Origin of the sequence: Janthinobacterium salmonicoloratum (assembly GCF_051380845.1) — a bacterium.
Lineage (GTDB): Bacteria > Pseudomonadota > Gammaproteobacteria > Burkholderiales > Burkholderiaceae_D > Janthinobacterium > Janthinobacterium lividum_F.
Genome location: NZ_JBNYXV010000001.1, coordinates 2,101,176 through 2,117,271 on the forward strand (window position 1 = coordinate 2,101,176; position 16,096 = coordinate 2,117,271).

Consider the following 16,096-nt stretch of genomic DNA (forward strand, 5'->3'; position numbering starts at 1 on the left):
CGCCCTATCACAAAAACGCGTAACAGGGTACAATCCGTCCTTACTTTTTTATTTCGGCCTCGTCGGCCCACGCGATGTCGTCAACTCCCTCTCCTTCGGCCGTCAAGGCCTATCTGCTCGATTTGCAAAGCCGTGTCGTGCAGGCGCTCGAAGCGCAGGACGGCAAGCCCTTCCTGACCGATACCTGGCAGCGCCCCGAGGGTGGTGGCGGCATTTCGCGGCTGATCGAAGAAGGCAATGTGTTCGAGCGGGGCGGCGTGAATTTTTCGCACGTCACCGGCGCCGCATTGCCGCCATCGGCAGCGGCCGCACGCCCAGAGCTCGGCGGCAAGGCGTGGGAAGCGATGGGCGTGTCGCTGGTGCTGCATCCGCGTAATCCGTATGCGCCCACGGTGCACATGAACGTGCGTTTTTTCAGCACCGTCAATGCCAGTGGTGAACCCGTATGGTGGTTCGGCGGCGGCATGGACCTGACGCCGTATTATGGCGACGCGGACGACGTGAAGCACTTTCACCAGGTGTGCCATGATGCGCTGGCGCCATTTGGCGACGAACTGCATCCGAAGTTCAAGCAGTGGTGCGACGATTATTTCTACCTGAAGCACCGGCACGAAGCGCGCGGCGCCGGTGGCATCTTCTTCGACGATTTCAATGCCCTGGGCTTTGACGACAGCTTTGCGATGATGCGCAGCGCCGGCGACGCTTTCATCGACGCCTACGTGCCGATCCTGGCGCGCCGCAAGGATACGCCCTACGGCGAACGCGAACGCGATTTCCAGTGCTACCGGCGCGGACGTTATGTCGAGTTCAACCTGGTGTTTGACCGCGGCACCCTTTTCGGCCTGCAGTCGGGCGGCCGCACCGAGGCGATCCTGATGTCGATGCCGCCCGTGGTCAAGTGGCGCTACGACTGGCACCCGGAAGCGGGCAGCCCCGAAGCGGCGTTGTATACTGACTTCCTCGTGCATCGCGACTGGCTGCAGGCGTGACCGAAGGTACTACGGCATGCATCACGCTGCTGGGCGGCAGCTACGATCCGGTTCACATAGGGCATGTCGCGCTGGGCACGCATTTTTCCAGCCTGCTGCACGCCGATGAACTGCGCGTGATTCCGGCCGGCGCGCCCTGGCAAAAGGGTAATCTGGGCGCCACCGGCCAGCAGCGCGCCGAGATGGCCAGCCTGGCGTTTGCCGGCCTGCCGCTGCCGGTCGTGATCGACCGCCAGGAAATCGAGCGCAGCGAACATGGCCAGGCCAGCTACACCATCGATACCTTGCGCCAGGTACGCGCCGAGCTGGGGCCGCGCGCTTCCATCGTTTTCCTGATGGGCGCCGACCAGCTGCAGCGCCTCGCGACCTGGCGCGAATGGCAGCAATTATTTGAATACGCGCATATCTGCGTCGCGGCCCGCCCCGGCTTCGCGCTGAATGACACCGCAGTGCCGCAAGTGGTCGCCGAAGAATTTTCGCGCCGCCTGGGGTCACTGGAAAGCATCCGCAACACGCCGCACGGTCTGACTTATCTGGCACAGGACTTCGCGGTGGATATCTCCGCCACCGAAATACGTGCGGCATTACAACGGGGGAATCGGGCAAACTCGCTTGTTTCCCCGCTAGTGCTAGACTATATTGAACAACATAATTTATACAAAAGCTAAATGGACATCAAAAAACTGCAAACCCTCGTCGTTGACGCCCTTGAAGACGTCAAAGGCCAAGACATCGCTGTCTTCGAAACGAGTCACCTGACCAGCCTGTTCGACCGCATCGCGATCGTTTCCGGTACCTCGAACCGTCAAACCAAGGCGCTGGCCGCCTCGGTGCGCAACAAGGTCAAGGACGCCGGCGGCGACATCATCGGCATGGAAGGCGAGGAAACGGGTGAATGGGTGCTGGTCGATCTGGGCGACATGATCGTCCACATCATGCAAGCGCCTATCCGCGCCTACTACCGCCTGGAAGAAATCTGGGGCGACACCCCGGTCAAGCTGGGTGCCGCCAAGCGCGCGCCGAAAAAAGCGGCCGGCGACGAGCCGAAAAAGGTCAGCGGCCATCTGGCAGCGAGCAAGGCCAATGTGGAAGCTTCGCCCGTGATCGAGAAAAAGACACCGGCCAAGAAAGCCACGGCAACCACCGCCGCCAAGAAAGCCCCGGCGAAGAAAACCACCGCCTCCAAAGCCGTCGGCAAGATCGTGAAAGTCGCGCCAACCAAGACCGAAGCGGCTGCCGTGAAAGCCTTGAAAGCACTGCCAGAGAAAAAAGTGCGCGCCCCACGCGCGGCCAAGCCGGCAGCCGATGCTGCACCGGCAAAAACCGTGATCAAGCGTATCAAAAAAGTCGAAGCGTAAGCCTCGATGCAGCTCATCATCGCTGCGGTCGGCCATAAAATGCCGGCCTGGATAGAGACGGGCTTCGCGGAATACGCGAAGCGCATGCCGCCGGAATTGCGCATCGTGCTGAAAGAAATCAAGCCGGTGGAGCGTTCCGGCAGCAAGACCGCCGCCACGGCGATGGCGCTGGAACGCGAACGCATCGAAGCCGTCCTGCCCAAGGGCGTGCGTATCATCGCCCTCGACGAACGCGGCAAGGACCTGACCAGTGTCGGCCTGTCGCAGCAGTTGATGGCGTGGCAGCAGGATGGCCGCGACACCGCCTTTCTGATCGGCGGCGCCGACGGCCTCGATCCGCAACTCAAGGCACGTGCCGAAGGCATGCTGCGCATTTCCAGCATGACCTTGCCGCACGGCGTGGTGCGCGTGATCCTCGCCGAGCAGCTGTATCGTGCCTGGTCCATCACGCAAAACCATCCCTATCACCGCGTCTGAACTCCCCCATGAAAACGGCTGATCACAAGATCTACCTTGCTTCCAAAAGCCCGCGCCGGCGCGAACTGCTGCGCCAGATCGGCATCGATTTCGAATTGCTGCTGCTGCGCAGCGACGGCCCGCGCGGCGCCGACGTCACCGAGGAAGTCCTCCCCGGCGAGTCGGCGCTCGACTATGTCGCCCGCGTGTCGAATGAAAAAGCTGCCTTCGCCTGGGACCTGGTGCGCCGCCGCCACCTGACCCCGCGCCCGGTGCTGGCAGCTGACACCACCGTCACCATCGATGGCGTCATCCTCGGAAAACCGGCCGATCGGGCTGAAGCCGTGGCGATGCTGCAGCAACTGTCCGGCCGCACGCACGAAGTACTCACCTCGATCGCCGTGCATTACAAGGATTTCGCGGAACAGCGCACGCAGGTGTCGCAAGTACGTTTCGGCGTGCTCTCGCCCGCCTCCATCGCCGCCTACTGCGCCACGCCCGAGCCCTACGACAAGGCCGGCGGCTACGGCATCCAGGGCAGCGCCGCGCTGTTCGTCGAGCATATCGAAGGCAGCCATTCCGGCATCATGGGCCTGCCCCTGTACGAGACGGCGCAATTGCTGCGTGAAGCAGGTTTGCCCCTGCCCTGATCCCGGGTATGATGTCATTCGTTGCCTCCACTCCCGCGCCTCCATGAACGAAGACATCCTGATCAATATCACGCCGCAAGAAACGCGGGTCGCCCTCATCCTGCAGGGCGCCGTGCAGGAATTGCACATCGAGCGCACGCTCACGCGCGGCCTGGCCGGCAATGTGTATTCCGGCAAGGTGGTGCGGGTGTTGCCAGGCATGCAGTCGGCCTTCATCGACATCGGCCTGGAACGCGCCGCGTTCCTGCACGTGGCCGACATCTGGGAAGCGCGCGGCCACGACGGCCAGAACGCGACGCCGGCGCCGATAGAAAAAATCCTCTTTGACGGCCAGGTGCTGACGGTGCAGGTGATCAAGGATCCGATCGGCACCAAGGGTGCGCGCCTGTCGACGCAGATTTCCATCGCCGGACGCATGCTGGTATACCTGCCACAAGACAAGCATATCGGCATCTCGCAGAAAATCGAGAAGGAAGCGGAACGCGAACAGCTGCGCGTGCGCCTGCAAAGCCTGCTGCCGCCCGATGAAAAGGGTGGCTATATCGTGCGCACCATGGCCGAGGATGCCTCCGACGCGGACCTGAAGGCGGACGTCGATTATTTGCGCAAGACCTGGAGCACCATCACGCACGGTGCGCGCACGCGTCCCGCCACCAGCCTGCTGCACCAGGACTTGAGCCTGGCGCAGCGCGTGCTGCGCGACTTCGTCGGCGATGAAACGGCCACCATCCAGGTCGACTCGCGCGAAAACTATGTGAAATTGCGCGAATTCGCGGAAATCTACACGCCCAGCGAACTGACGCGTTTGCAGCACTACACGGGCGAGCGCCCCCTGTTCGACCTGTATGGCGTGGAAGAAGAAATCCTGCGCGCGCTGGGCCGCAGGGTCGACCTGAAATCGGGCGGCTACCTGATCGTCGACCAGACGGAAGCGATGACCACCATCGACGTCAACACGGGCGGCTTCGTGGGCGGGCGCAATTTCGCCGACACGATTTTCAAGACCAACCTGGAAGCGGCGCACGCCATCGCGCGCCAGCTGCGCCTGCGCAACTTGGGTGGCATCATCATCCTCGACTTCATCGACATGGACAATGCCGAGCACCGCAACGCCGTGCTGGCCGAACTGAAACGCACCCTGTCGCGCGACCGCACCAAGGTCTCGGTGAGCAATTTCTCGCCGCTGGGCCTGGTGGAAATGACGCGCAAGCGCACGCGCGAGTCGCTGGCCCACATCCTGTGCGAACCCTGCCCCGCCTGCGCCGGCAAGGGACAAGTCAAGACGTCGCGCACGATCTGCTATGAAATCCTGCGCGAGCTGCTGCGCGAGGCAAAACAGTTCAACCCGCGCGAATTCCGCATCCTCGCCTCGCAGGAAGTGGTCGACCTGTTTTTGGAAGAAGAGTCGCAGCACCTGGCCATGCTCGGTGATTTCATCGGCAAGAAAATCTCGCTGCAGGTGGAGAATGCCTACCACCAGGAGCAGTACGACGTGATTTTGATGTAGCCATGCCCGGCACCACCGCCTTCTGGCGCGATCCGTTTCTACCCCACGTGGAAAGCCGGCGCGCCTGCCGCAGCCGGGCGTGCTACAAGCCGCACAGCCATCCCACGTTTTCCATCGGCGCCGTCGACTCTGGCGGCAGCATCTTTACGGGCAGCAAAGACGGCACGGTCGTACTCGGCAATGGCAGCCTGGTGCTGGTGCCGGCCGGCTGCGTGCATGCTTGCAATCCCCTGCCCGACACCCTCTGGAGCTACCAGATGCTGCATCTCGATGCGCAGTGGCTGCAAGCACACGCGCCGGCGCTCGATGGCGATACGGCGGCGGTGCTGCACTGCCCGCTGCTGTACGCGCAGTTTTGCGCCATGAATGCGCTGCTGTTTTCAACGGCCGGCGCGGCAGAGAAGGATGCGGCGCTGCTGGCGTTTCTGGGCGCCTGCGCCAGCACCTGTGCAGAGCCGCTGCCCTCGGAACGCAAGCCGGTGCCGCGGCAACTGGCGCCCGTGCTCGCAACGCTGCAGGAGCGGCCTTCGGCCAGCCTGCGGCAACTGGCGCAAGCGGCAGGCCTGAGCCCTTATCAATTGATCCGCGCCTTCCGCTCCGCCACCGGCATGACGCCGCACGCATACCAGTTGAACGCGCACGTCAACCGCGCGCGCAGCCGCTTGCAGGCAGGGACGGCGTTGGCGCAACTGGCGCATGAGCTGGGCTTTGCCGACCAGAGCCATCTGCAGCGCGTCTTCAAGGCGCATGCGGGCATTACGCCAGGGCGCTATCGCGGCCAAGGCGGCTAAGGCGCCTGCAATTTTCTTCAATACAGCTTGTCGCCGGCCCCAGCATACTCGCGCATCGCCATTGACGGAGCCGACTTACATGCAGGATTTCCTCTTCATCGCCGCTGCCCACTTTCTTTCCCTGCTATCGCCCGGTCCCGATTTTTTCCTGATCGCGCGCACCTCGCTGGCCCACGGCTGGCGCGGCGCCGCCGGCACGTGCGTGGGCATTACCGCAGCCAATGCGGTGTTTATCGTGGCGGCGTTTGCAGGACTATCGGTGCTGCGGGCGGGCAGTACGGCATTCATGGTGGTGCGGCTGGCAGGATGCGCCTATCTGCTGTATCTGGGCTGGCTGTTCCTGCGCCATGCGGGCAAGAGCAGCCTGGATGCAAAGCCCGCCACCGGCAAGGTGCGCTGGCGCGGCGGTGTCGCAATGGGGTTTGCCTCCGCCATCCTGAACCCGAAGAATGCGCTGTTCTATGTCAGCCTGGCCACCGTGCTGGCCGCCAGGCAGACGAGTCCCGCCGCGATGGTGGCGTATGGCGCGTGGATGGTCTTTGCCGTGCTGGCGTGGGATATGGCGGTGGCACTGGCCATCGGCAGCGCCGCCCTGCGGCAGCGCTTTGCGCGCACGCTGCCGACGCTGGAACGGCTGTCCGGGTGCATGCTGCTACTGCTGGCGGCAGCGCTGCTCGTCGATCTGGGCAGAAGCGCAGCCTGAGCGCCGCGCCCCCGCAGACCGCTAGTGCGATCCGGCGCCGGAAAACAGCTGAATCGTCAACACGCCCGCAACGATCAGCGCGATACCCAGCATGGCCGCCACATCGAGTTTCTGGCCAAAAACAAAATAACCGATGGCGGCAGTCAGTATGATGCCCACGCCGGCCCAGATGGCATAGGCGATGCCTATCGGCAGGGTCTTCAAGGTCAGTGATAGAAAATAGAATGAGATGCCATAACCGAGCACACAGGCCAGCGATGGCCACGGTTTGCTGAAGCCATGCGATGCCTTCAGGGCGCTGGTGGCGCCCACCTCGCCCAGGATGGCCAGGATCAGATACACATAGCTGTTCATGCATCCCCCTTTCCGCCCACCAACGCTGCCGCCACCAGGGACTGCAGCGAGGTGGAAGGCCTGCCGATCAATTCGCTCAAATCGCGGCTGTCGCCAAGGACATCGCCGTGCGCCACGCCCGTATCGGCACTGGCCAGCGTGGCCGAGACTGCAAGCGGAAATCCATGGCGCGCCAGCGGCCAATGGTTCGGCTGGGCATAATCGGCTTGGCGCACGACGATGCCCAGTTCCCGCAGGTCGCGGGCCGCCGCGGGACGCCGTACGGCGGCCACGATCTGGCCTGCAGGCACACTTTTGAGCAACTCCCCTATTACCAGCCGGCCCAGTTGCCCTGTCGCTCCCGTCACACAGATCATTGTTTTCTCCTAAAAGATTCAAGCCCGCATCGCGCGGTTTTGCGCGTGCACAGGAAATGAATGATCCTATAAAAATCAAAATGAGTCAATATTGATTCATTTTGATTGCATTGGATTCTCCGGCGCATTGCGACTTGGTCTGTCTTGGGCGACAATGACTATTTGAGCGGAGGACGGTAGGATGAATCGAGCTTGTCTATGGAAAGCCTGCCCATGCAGGGCGTGATCGACGACAAACTGGCCAACGCCCTAGCGCTGGCGGTGGCACGGCATCCCCGAGCCAATCTGCAACAACTGGCCGCGCTGGCGGGCATCAGCAAGGCCACCTTGTACCGCATCGCTCCCACGCGCGAAGCGGTCGTCGCACTGCTGGCGACGCGTGCCAGCGACCATATGCGCAGCGCGCTGGAAAAAGCCAGGCTGGACGAAGCCCCCTTTGCGGCGGCGCTGCAAAGGCTGACCGAAGGCGTCATGCAAGGCAAGGAGTTGTATCTGTTCTGGAGCGCGTCGCTATGGAGCGATTTGCACGATGCGAAAAACGATGAAGTGACGGGCTACACGCCGTCGTTCTACAGTGCGGCGCTGGAAGCGTACTTCCTGAATGGCCAGAAAGCGGGGGTGTTTCGCGTCGACATGTCGGCCAAATGGCTGGCGAAAGCGTATGACTTCCTGCTGTATGCGGCGGCCGAGTCGGCGCAAAAAGGCGAGATTGCCACGGTCGGCATCCCGGCCATGGTAGACCAACTATTTCTGTCGGGCGCCAGCACCGAGGACGGCGCGCGCATGGGCTGACGACGGTGCTGCGCCCCTGCGCGGCAAATCAGACCAGGAACAAGGCCGAATTGGCAGCACGGGGACTGGAAGTTTTCAGGCTGGCAGCGGGTCCAGGTAAAACACGGCATACACTTTCAGCGGCGTGGTTTCCGTCGCCTTTTCCGAACGCACGACGGAGCAGTCGTCAGCGGCCAGGCTGCGCCAGTTCTGGATGCCCGCCTTGGCGAACATGGCGTGCGCGGGGGCATTCGCGGCCAGGTCCAGCACCAGGCAGGCGTTGCGCGGACCGGCGCCGTAGTTGACGGCGCGGATCTCGATGCCGAAGGTCGTCATCCACGGCTCCCACAAACCTTTTTCCTTGCCAGCCGCCATGCGGTCCAGCATGTCGCCGAAGCTCAGGCCTTTCTTGACGGTGCTGCGCAGGGCTTCCAGCGACGGCGCCAGACGGGGATCGGGCTGCTTGTTGCCGGCGCGGATCTCGGCGATCGCTTTCAATTCCTTGATGATGGCCGCATCGCGCTCCGTGTAGTCGCGCATGCGCGCATAAAACTCGGCGTCGAGGAAGGGATTGACGGTCAGCTTGGCGACGCCCTCTTCGCGGCGTTTCGGGGAAGGCGTGTTGGTTTTGGTCATGGCGATGGAGGGCAAAATACGTTGAGGGCCGCCAGTTTAACATCATGGCGCGTCGGCGGCGGCGTTAGCGCCGCTTTAATGTTACGCCTGGCGAGTGCGGGGCGGCCACTGCGGCGCGCGCACCAGGCCGCATGAAGTCACGCCGTGGCCCGAACAGGAAGACGGCGCCCGCATACAGTCCCGCCAAGGGGAAGCGCACCTCCTTGAGCAACTGACGGAAAATGGCGATCGACTGCGCGCGCGTGACAGGAATGTCGGCGCGCCACTGGCACAGCACGTCATGCACGAGACTGGCATGATAGGTCGCTGGCAAGCCCAGGTGCTGCGCGCCATCGGGCGTGCCAAGGTAAAACAGGCCGAGCACGCTGATACAGGGCGAACAGCCATCCCAGGCATAGCCGGCGCGGATGCGGATCGCCGATTCGCGTATCGTCACCCACTCGTTTTCAAACTCTATGCCGTCAAGCAAGGGCGAGCAATAGCCATAGTCGCTGCGCAGCGCATAGCGCCAGGCGTTGCCGGGCATGCCGAAATTCTTCGGCATCAGCGGCCTCCGTGCTGTGCATGCCGCCGTTGTTGCCTATATGTCGTCTGCATGGCGTTGTCTTGATCATTATCAATATCAAGATTTAAACATACTCCAGTAAAAGAAGGGCAACAAGCGGCAGACTCAGGCGCGCGGCGGCGCCGTCGACTCGCGCACCACCAGTTCGGGTTTCAGGCGCACGTCGAGCACGGGGGAATCGGGCGAGGCTATGGTTTGCAGGATCAGCCGGGCCGCTTCCGTGCCGATGCCATGGTGGCGGATGCGGATGGTGGTCAGGGGCGGACGGATCATGTCCATGTACGGCATGTCGTTGTGGCCCACCACGGAAATATCTTCGGGGCAGCTCAAGCCCAGTTCGCGGATGGCGTCGTAGCAGCCGAGGGCCACCAGGTCGCTGCCCGTCACCACGGCCGTCGTCTGCGGCGACTGGCGCAGCAGTTCCAGCAGGGCCGCCTTGCCGCATTCGCGCGAATAGCCGCTGCTTTCAAACACAAAGGCTTGCGAGGGATCGAGTTCGCTGGCCTGGATGGCGGCCAGGAAACCGAGGCGGCGCACGTGGCCCGTGGACAGGTTTTCCGGGCCGGCAATGTGCGCGATATGGCGGTGGCCCAGCGCCAGCAAGTGTTCCACGGCCAGGCGCATGCCGACCACATCGTCGCTGACGACGCAGGACGCGACACCCGTCTCGTCGCTGCGGTTGACGGTAACGACAGGCACATTCTGATCGATGCACATCTTGATGACGGGATCGTCGCGGCGCGCCGTGGCCAGGATCAGGCCATCGACCTGCTGCCCCAGCAGACGGTTAATGACGAACAATTGCTCTTCCTCGTCGGCCCCCACATTGGCGACGATGGCCAGGTAGCCGTGCTTGCGCAAGCCTTCCTCGATGCCCAGCAGGATAGGCGGGAAAACCGCGTTGGTAATGTCGGGCAAGACCACGCCGATGATGCGCGACTTGCGCGTGACGAGGGTGGAGGCGGCGCGGTTCGGCCGGTAGCCGAGGCGGCCCGCTTCGGCCAGCACGCGCGCGGCCACCTCGGCGCTGACCATTTGCCGTGTTGTCGGGTTCATCACGCGCGACACGGTGGAAAAGTGCACGCCGCTGGCCCGCGCAACGTCGCTTAAGGTGGGGTTCTTGTTTGTCATGGGCTTCCCGGATCGCAATACGGTGATTTTATCGCAAAAAATGCCCCTGCCGTCAAAAACCGAGCAAACGCTTGCATTGAAATAATGCCGTTAACCAAAGCGGTTTTGATACGCTTAAGTACAATCCAGCCTTGACATCGTGCAAACGCTTGCATAACATGGTTCGGACTTACCACTCGGGCCATGTATGCCCTTCCCAGAATTCTTATGTCTACTTCCCACAGCAAGCACGCCGAACAGAACGGCGAAACCTTCAACCTGAAAGAAGCCGCCCTCGCCTATCACGCCGAACCTCGCGCAGGCAAGATTTCCGTGACGCCGACCAAACCGCTGGGCGACGCCCGCGCGCTGACCCTGGCGTACTCGCCGGGCGTGGCCTTTGCTTGCGAAGCGATCGTGGAAGATCCGCGCACGGCCGGCATCTACACGTCGCGCAGCAACCTGGTGGCCGTGATCACCAATGGCACGGCCGTGCTGGGCCTGGGCGATATCGGTCCGCTGGCCAGCAAACCGGTGATGGAAGGCAAGGCCTGCCTGTTCAAGCAGTTTGCCGACGTCGATGTGTTCGACATCGAACTGGCCGAGAACGATCCCGACCTGTTCATCGACACCGTGGTGCGCATGGAGCCGACCTTCGGCGGCATCAACCTGGAAGACATCAAGGCGCCGGACTGCTTCTACATCGAACAGCAGTTGCGCAAGCGCATGAACATTCCCGTCTTCCACGACGACCAGCATGGCACGGCCATCATCGTCGCGGCCGGCATCCTTAACGGCCTGGAACTGGTGGGCAAGGATATCGGCAATGTGAAAGTGGCCGTCTCGGGCGCCGGCGCGGCGTCGATCGCCTGCCTGGACCTGCTCGTCTCGCTGGGCCTGAACAAGTCGCTGCTGAAAGTATGCGACAGCCAGGGCGTGATCTACCCGGGCCGCGATGCCAGCATGGAAGAGAACAAGGCGCGCTACGCGAACGACACGAGCGACCGCGACCTGGCCGACGCCATGGTCGGCGCCGACATCTTCATCGGCGTCTCGAAGGGCGGCGTGGTCAGCGCGCAGATGGTCGAATCGATGGCCGCCAAGCCGCTGATCTTCGCCCTGGCCAATCCGCATCCGGAAATCGCCCCGGAGAAGGTGCATGCCGTACGCGACGACGCCATCGTCGCCACGGGCCGCTCGGACTACCCTAACCAGATCAACAACGTGCTGTGCTTCCCGTACATCTTCCGCGGCGCGCTCGACGTGGGCGCCACCACCATCAACGAAGAGATGAAGCTGGCCTGCGTGCGCGCCATCGCCGCCCTGGCCAAGGAACCATTGCCGGGCCACACCACCAGCGCCCTCACGCCGCTGCAACTGATTCCATCGCCGTTCGATGAACGTCTGCGCAGCTGGGTCGCGCCTGCCGTGTCGCAAGCGGCCATCGCCACCGGCGTGGCCACCCGCGTGCCAGCCATCGCCTGAGACGCATGACAGGCCTTGCAGTCTTAGCAAAATAACAGCAAGTTACCATTGCTTACAAAAAAACCATGACTAAAAACCATGGTTTTTTTCATTTCCCCCTTGAGGCCGCCAATGTAGTTGCCGAAGAGTAAATTTCCGGGGGCGTTTTTGTTGCCACCTTCGATTACAATGACGCCTACTTTATGTTGCTTCAGTTGCCATAGCGGCGACGACGTGCATTACCAAGGATATTCATGCTCGGCCTGACTTCTGTTTGTGTTTTTCTTTTTTCAGCATTGGCGCTGGCTGTCACCAGCGGATATTCATTCGGAGCTCTGACCCTTCTGCTCGCCAGCACCTGTCTGCTATGGAAACGTCCCCGCCTGAACCTGCAACGCCAGGATTATCTGCTGCTGGGCACCCTGCTGCTATATTTCTGTGTTTTCACTGCAAATATGCTGTACCACGCAGATCCGGCGCGAGAACTCGACATGCCTTTGCGGGCACTGCTGGCGGTACCCGTCCTGCTACTGCTGCTGGCATATCCGCCCCGGCCAGAGGCCTGGTGGGCAGGCGTAGCCATCGGCGCCATTGCTGGTGCAATGCTGGCAATTTGGCAATTTCTCGTACAGGATATGCCACGTCCGCTTGCCGCAACCAGTAACGCGATTCACTATGGCAATATCAGCATCTTGTTTGGTATGTTGGCCATGTGTGGACTCGACTGGGCCAGCATGCAATCTCGCCGCTGGTTATGGAGAGCCGCCTTGCTGTTGGGCTGTCTGGCAGGCATCGTCGGCTCCATCATCAGCGGCAGTCGCGGTGGTTGGATCACCTTGCCCGTCTGTTTGGTTTTCTTGGTCATACACCACGGCAAGAAGCATGGAAAACGCTATCTGGTCATGGGATTACTGGCCCTGGGCGGCCTTTCCATCCTGGCCTACGTTCTCCCACACTCGACGGTCAAGGAACGCATTACCCTCGGCATCTCCAACCTGCACACATTTGAGGACCGCGGCGAAGTCGATACCTCCATCGGGCAACGGCTCGAAATGTGGCGCACCGCAATTGACATGTCCCAGCAACGCCCCTGGACAGGTCTGGGTCGCAACGGGTACATGGAACAAAAATCGATGCTGGTGACTGAAGGCAAGGCGAGCATTTCCATACGCAGGCACACCAATGCCCACAACGACTACCTCGATACGCTGGTCAAGCGCGGCATCGTCGGCGTAATGGCCTTGTTGGCACTCTTCCTCGTTCCATTGTCCCTGTTTGCCCGCGCCCTACGCCACAGTGCCCCTGCAGCCCAGCCCTATGCGCTGGCAGGCGTGGTACTGTGCACCTGCTATATGATTTTTGGCCTTACCACAAGCTCGCTAACCTTGAACATTGGCATCATCATGCTGGTCTTCCCGATGGTGATACTGTGGGCCATGCTGCGCCAGCAAGAACGCATTGCCTGAGTTCGTTTTTCGCCTGACCGTTTTTGCTGTCCCTGCAAGGAACCATACCGATGCTCACGCCCGACCTGAAGCGCCTCACAGCACTGCACGCGCCCTATAAGAAACATCTGGCTCTGGCCCTGCTGGCGATGGTCGTTACGGCGGCCACGGAACCGCTGCTGCCCTATGCGCTCAAGTTGCTGCTCGACAATGGTTTTGGCGGCAAGGTGAATTTTTCCTTCTGGCTGGTGCCGCTGATCGTCATCGGCATCTTTGCCATGCGCGGCACCTCGACATTTGCCAGCAGCTACCTGATGAGCTATGTCTCCACACGCATCCTCAACGAGTTGCGGCGCAGGATGTTTGCCAGCATGCTGAACCTGCCCATCGACTTCTACAACACGCACACGGTGGGCAAAGTCATCAACTCCATCATGTTCGAAGTGCAGCAGATCATCGAGATGGTGACCAAGGTATTTACCTCGATCGTACGCTCCTCGCTGACCGTGCTGGGCCTGCTCGCCTGGCTGCTGTACCTGAACTGGGTGCTGACCCTGGTGACCCTGGTGCTGCTGCCCCTGCTGACCATCGTCGTGCGCACCACGGGCAAGCGCCTGAAAAAACTCAACCGCGACTCGCTAGCCGTCAATGCCGAGCTGACCCAGGTCATCGAGGAAACCACGCGCGCCCAGCAAGTGATCAAGATCTTCGGCGGCCAGGACTACGAAAAGTCGCGCTTCGAAGAGCGTGCCGAACAATTGCGCCGCTACAGCATGCGCATGACCACCACCTTTTCCGCCACCGTCCCCATCACGCAGGTGATCACGGCCGCCGCCGTAGCCCTGGTCATCGTGATGGCCCTGTTCCAATCGGAGCAGGGGCAGATCACGGTCGGCGGCTTTGTCTCCTTCATCACGGCCATGCTGATGCTGCTGACGCCCTTGAAGCAACTGGCCGAAGTCAACGGTCCCCTGCAGCGCGGCATGGCCGCCGCCGAGGAAGTCTTCCAGCTGATCGACAAGACACCGGAGCGCACGGGCGGCAAGCCGCTCGCTGGACGCTGCAGCGGCCGCATCGAGTTCAAGGACGTGAGCTTTGCCTACCCCGGACATCAGGAACCGGCCCTGCGACACATCAACCTGAGCATTGCGCCTGGACAAACGGTCGCCTTTGTCGGCATGTCCGGCGGCGGCAAATCGACCCTGGTCAGCCTGCTGCCCGGCTTTTACTCGGCCAGCAATGGTGAGATCTTGCTCGATGGACAGAATATCGATGCCATCTCCCTGACCAGCCTGCGCAGCCAGATCGCCATGGTCAGCCAGCAGGTGGTGCTGTTCGACGATACCCTGGCCGCCAATATCGCGTATGGCGATGCGGCGCCGGACCGGCAACGCATCGAAGCGGCCGCCGCGGCCGCCTTCCTGTCGGACGTCATCGACGGCTTGCCCGACGGCCTGGAAACGCGTTTGGGCGATAATGGCTCGCGCCTGTCCGGCGGCCAGCGCCAGCGCGTGGCCATCGCCCGCGCGATTTACAAGGATGCGCCCATCCTGATCCTCGACGAAGCCACCTCGGCGCTGGATACGGAAGCGGAAAGGGCCGTGCAAGCGGCACTGGAACACCTGATGCAAGGTAAAACCACCCTCGTTATTGCTCATCGGCTATCAACAATTGAACGTGCGGACCGTATCGTGGTATTGTCACATGGGAAAATAATGGAAACCGGCAATCACCAGCAATTATTGGATGCCAACGGCGCCTATGCGAATCTGCATCGCCTGCAATTTTCCCAGCAAGTGGCTTGACACCATCGAATGAATACCTGAAATCGTACTGATACATGACGCCTTTGATTCCCGCCGAACTTCTACAAAAGTCGGACAAAATTCTTTTCATCGCCCATCTGGCGCTGGGAGACTTTACGTACCTGCAAAACGGTTTCCGCGCCTTTGCCGCGGCCTATCCCCATATCCAGATCCACCTGTGGGTCGACGAAGTCCGCCGCACCTCCGACACCAGGCAATGGGAAGGCTTGCGTACCTATTCGCTGTACGACTGGGTAGAGCAATCGGGCCTGTTCGCCAAGGTGTACCGCAAGACCTACAGCCCGGCGCTGTACGAAGAGTCACTGCGCGAGGCCAAAGCGGAACACTATCCTGTCGTCGTGTCATTGGCCCATGTACGGCCACAGCAGTACGCGGATCTTGCCCGCGCGATCAGCCCGAATGGACTGGTGATCGGCACGCGCAAACCGTTCAGCCCGCTGCGCCCCTGGCATTACCTGGCCTACCGCAAGATCGATGCCGTGCTGGCCTCGTATGCGGGACAGGATGCCGGCGAGCACCATATCAGCAGCGTCTATGCAGACTGGTTCCGTCAATTGACGGGACTCGACATTCCCGTGGCCGAACGCTATCCCTTCGTGCACATTCCCGAGCACGCGCTGCAGCAGGCGCAGCAGCAGTTGGCCGCCTGGGGCTTTGCCCCGCGCCAGGGGCCGCTCGTACTCCTGAACCCGTTTGCCAAGTCGCACAAGCGCAGCTGGCCGCTGGAACGTATCGTCGGGCTGATCGCGCGCATGCAGGTGATGCCCAAATGGCAACACGCCTGCTTCCTGATCAATGCCATGCCGCAGGAGCTGGCCAAGGTGAATGCCGTCGTGCAGGCGCATGGCTTGTCGCGCACGCAAGCCTTCAGCGCCGTCGACAACTTTTTCCAGCTGCCGGCCATGCTGGCGCAATGCGACCTGATTATTTCGGTGGAAACGTCGATCATGCATCTGGCGAACGCCGTGCATGTGCCTGTCGTGGCGTTGATGCGCAAGAAAAATCCGGAATGGGCACCGTTCGACAGCGCCAACAGCACCGTCATCACGGTGGCGCGGCGCAGCGACTGGGTCAAGGCGATCTCGGTCGATCAGGTATTGCAGACCATCGCCTAG

Annotated in this window: 16 protein-coding genes and 2 pseudogenes; 13 read left to right on the plus strand and 5 right to left on the minus strand. The window is 61.7% G+C overall.

Features of this window, described 5'->3' with window-relative positions; translation table 11 throughout:
• Nucleotides 1-74 precede the first annotated feature (74 nt).
• From hemF to ACQ4WY_RS09730, 8 genes are all read left to right on the plus strand, one after another.
• Entirely contained in the window at nt 75-989 is a 915-nt protein-coding gene (gene hemF / locus ACQ4WY_RS09695; protein ID WP_436503801.1) for an oxygen-dependent coproporphyrinogen oxidase, read from the plus strand.
• On the plus strand, nt 986-1,657 hold the full coding sequence (locus ACQ4WY_RS09700; RefSeq protein WP_436503802.1) for a nicotinate-nucleotide adenylyltransferase: 672 nt from the start codon (nt 986-988) through the stop codon (nt 1,655-1,657). The genes hemF and ACQ4WY_RS09700 overlap by 4 nt, the downstream gene beginning before the upstream one ends.
• Nucleotides 1,658-2,347 carry a ribosome silencing factor gene (gene rsfS / locus ACQ4WY_RS09705; protein WP_436503803.1) on the plus strand — a complete coding sequence of 230 codons (690 nt, stop codon included), beginning with the start codon at nt 1,658-1,660 and terminating at the stop codon, nt 2,345-2,347. It abuts the gene before it with no gap.
• Nucleotides 2,348-2,353: 6 nt separating this feature from the next.
• Nucleotides 2,354-2,824: a 23S rRNA (pseudouridine(1915)-N(3))-methyltransferase RlmH gene (gene rlmH, locus ACQ4WY_RS09710; protein WP_034747108.1), complete on the plus strand. Its 471-nt coding sequence runs from the start codon at nt 2,354-2,356 to the stop codon at nt 2,822-2,824.
• 8 nt (nt 2,825-2,832) lie between these two features.
• A complete protein-coding gene (locus tag ACQ4WY_RS09715; protein ID WP_353660182.1) occupies nt 2,833-3,453 on the plus strand; it encodes a Maf family protein in 621 nt (206 codons plus the stop codon).
• Between the two features lie 43 nt (nt 3,454-3,496).
• The gene (gene rng / locus ACQ4WY_RS09720; RefSeq protein WP_034747098.1) at nt 3,497-4,960 is read left to right on the plus strand and encodes a ribonuclease G; all 1,464 of its coding nucleotides are present in this window, start codon (nt 3,497-3,499) and stop codon (nt 4,958-4,960) included.
• A gap of 2 nt (nt 4,961-4,962) precedes the next feature.
• Nucleotides 4,963-5,751: an AraC family transcriptional regulator gene (locus ACQ4WY_RS09725; RefSeq protein WP_436503804.1), complete on the plus strand. Its 789-nt coding sequence runs from the start codon at nt 4,963-4,965 to the stop codon at nt 5,749-5,751.
• Nucleotides 5,752-5,830: 79 nt separating this feature from the next.
• Nucleotides 5,831-6,454, plus strand: a complete 624-nt coding sequence (locus tag ACQ4WY_RS09730; RefSeq protein ID WP_436503805.1) for a LysE family translocator — start codon at nt 5,831-5,833, stop codon at nt 6,452-6,454.
• A gap of 21 nt (nt 6,455-6,475) precedes the next feature.
• On the opposite strand, the gene ACQ4WY_RS09735 is transcribed toward ACQ4WY_RS09730, so the two are convergent.
• Nucleotides 6,476-6,808: a DMT family transporter gene (locus ACQ4WY_RS09735; protein ID WP_436503806.1), complete on the minus strand. Its 333-nt coding sequence runs from the start codon at nt 6,806-6,808 to the stop codon at nt 6,476-6,478.
• Nucleotides 6,809-6,921: 113 nt separating this feature from the next.
• Nucleotides 6,922-7,164: pseudogene (locus ACQ4WY_RS09740) on the minus strand (NAD(P)H-binding protein); the annotation flags it as partial.
• 198 nt (nt 7,165-7,362) lie between these two features.
• Here ACQ4WY_RS09740 and ACQ4WY_RS09745 point away from each other — a divergent pair.
• Entirely contained in the window at nt 7,363-7,956 is a 594-nt protein-coding gene (locus ACQ4WY_RS09745; protein WP_436504422.1) for a TetR/AcrR family transcriptional regulator, read from the plus strand.
• A gap of 75 nt (nt 7,957-8,031) precedes the next feature.
• Here ACQ4WY_RS09745 and ACQ4WY_RS09750 read toward each other — a convergent pair whose 3' ends face one another.
• The 3 genes from ACQ4WY_RS09750 to ACQ4WY_RS09760 form a co-directional block, all read right to left on the minus strand.
• Nucleotides 8,032-8,571 carry a hypothetical protein gene (locus ACQ4WY_RS09750; RefSeq protein ID WP_353660177.1) on the minus strand — a complete coding sequence of 180 codons (540 nt, stop codon included), beginning with the start codon at nt 8,569-8,571 and terminating at the stop codon, nt 8,032-8,034.
• Between the two features lie 64 nt (nt 8,572-8,635).
• The gene (locus ACQ4WY_RS09755) at nt 8,636-9,115 is read right to left on the minus strand and encodes a hypothetical protein (protein WP_436503807.1); all 480 of its coding nucleotides are present in this window, start codon (nt 9,113-9,115) and stop codon (nt 8,636-8,638) included.
• A gap of 126 nt (nt 9,116-9,241) precedes the next feature.
• Nucleotides 9,242-10,267 (minus strand): LacI family DNA-binding transcriptional regulator, encoded by a 1,026-nt coding sequence (locus ACQ4WY_RS09760; RefSeq protein WP_436503808.1) that lies wholly within the window; start codon nt 10,265-10,267, stop codon nt 9,242-9,244.
• A 207-nt stretch (nt 10,268-10,474) separates the two neighbouring features.
• On the opposite strand from ACQ4WY_RS09760, the pseudogene ACQ4WY_RS09765 reads away from it, so the two are divergent.
• From ACQ4WY_RS09765 to ACQ4WY_RS09780, 4 genes and pseudogenes are all read left to right on the plus strand, one after another.
• A pseudogene (locus ACQ4WY_RS09765) lies at nt 10,475-11,713 on the plus strand (malic enzyme-like NAD(P)-binding protein); the annotation flags it as partial.
• Nucleotides 11,714-11,964: 251 nt separating this feature from the next.
• Entirely contained in the window at nt 11,965-13,176 is a 1,212-nt protein-coding gene (locus ACQ4WY_RS09770; protein WP_436503809.1) for an O-antigen ligase family protein, read from the plus strand.
• Nucleotides 13,177-13,226: 50 nt separating this feature from the next.
• Nucleotides 13,227-14,960, plus strand: a complete 1,734-nt coding sequence (msbA, locus tag ACQ4WY_RS09775) for a lipid A export permease/ATP-binding protein MsbA (protein WP_436503810.1) — start codon at nt 13,227-13,229, stop codon at nt 14,958-14,960.
• A 35-nt stretch (nt 14,961-14,995) separates the two neighbouring features.
• Nucleotides 14,996-16,096 carry a glycosyltransferase family 9 protein gene (locus ACQ4WY_RS09780; RefSeq protein ID WP_436503811.1) on the plus strand — a complete coding sequence of 367 codons (1,101 nt, stop codon included), beginning with the start codon at nt 14,996-14,998 and terminating at the stop codon, nt 16,094-16,096.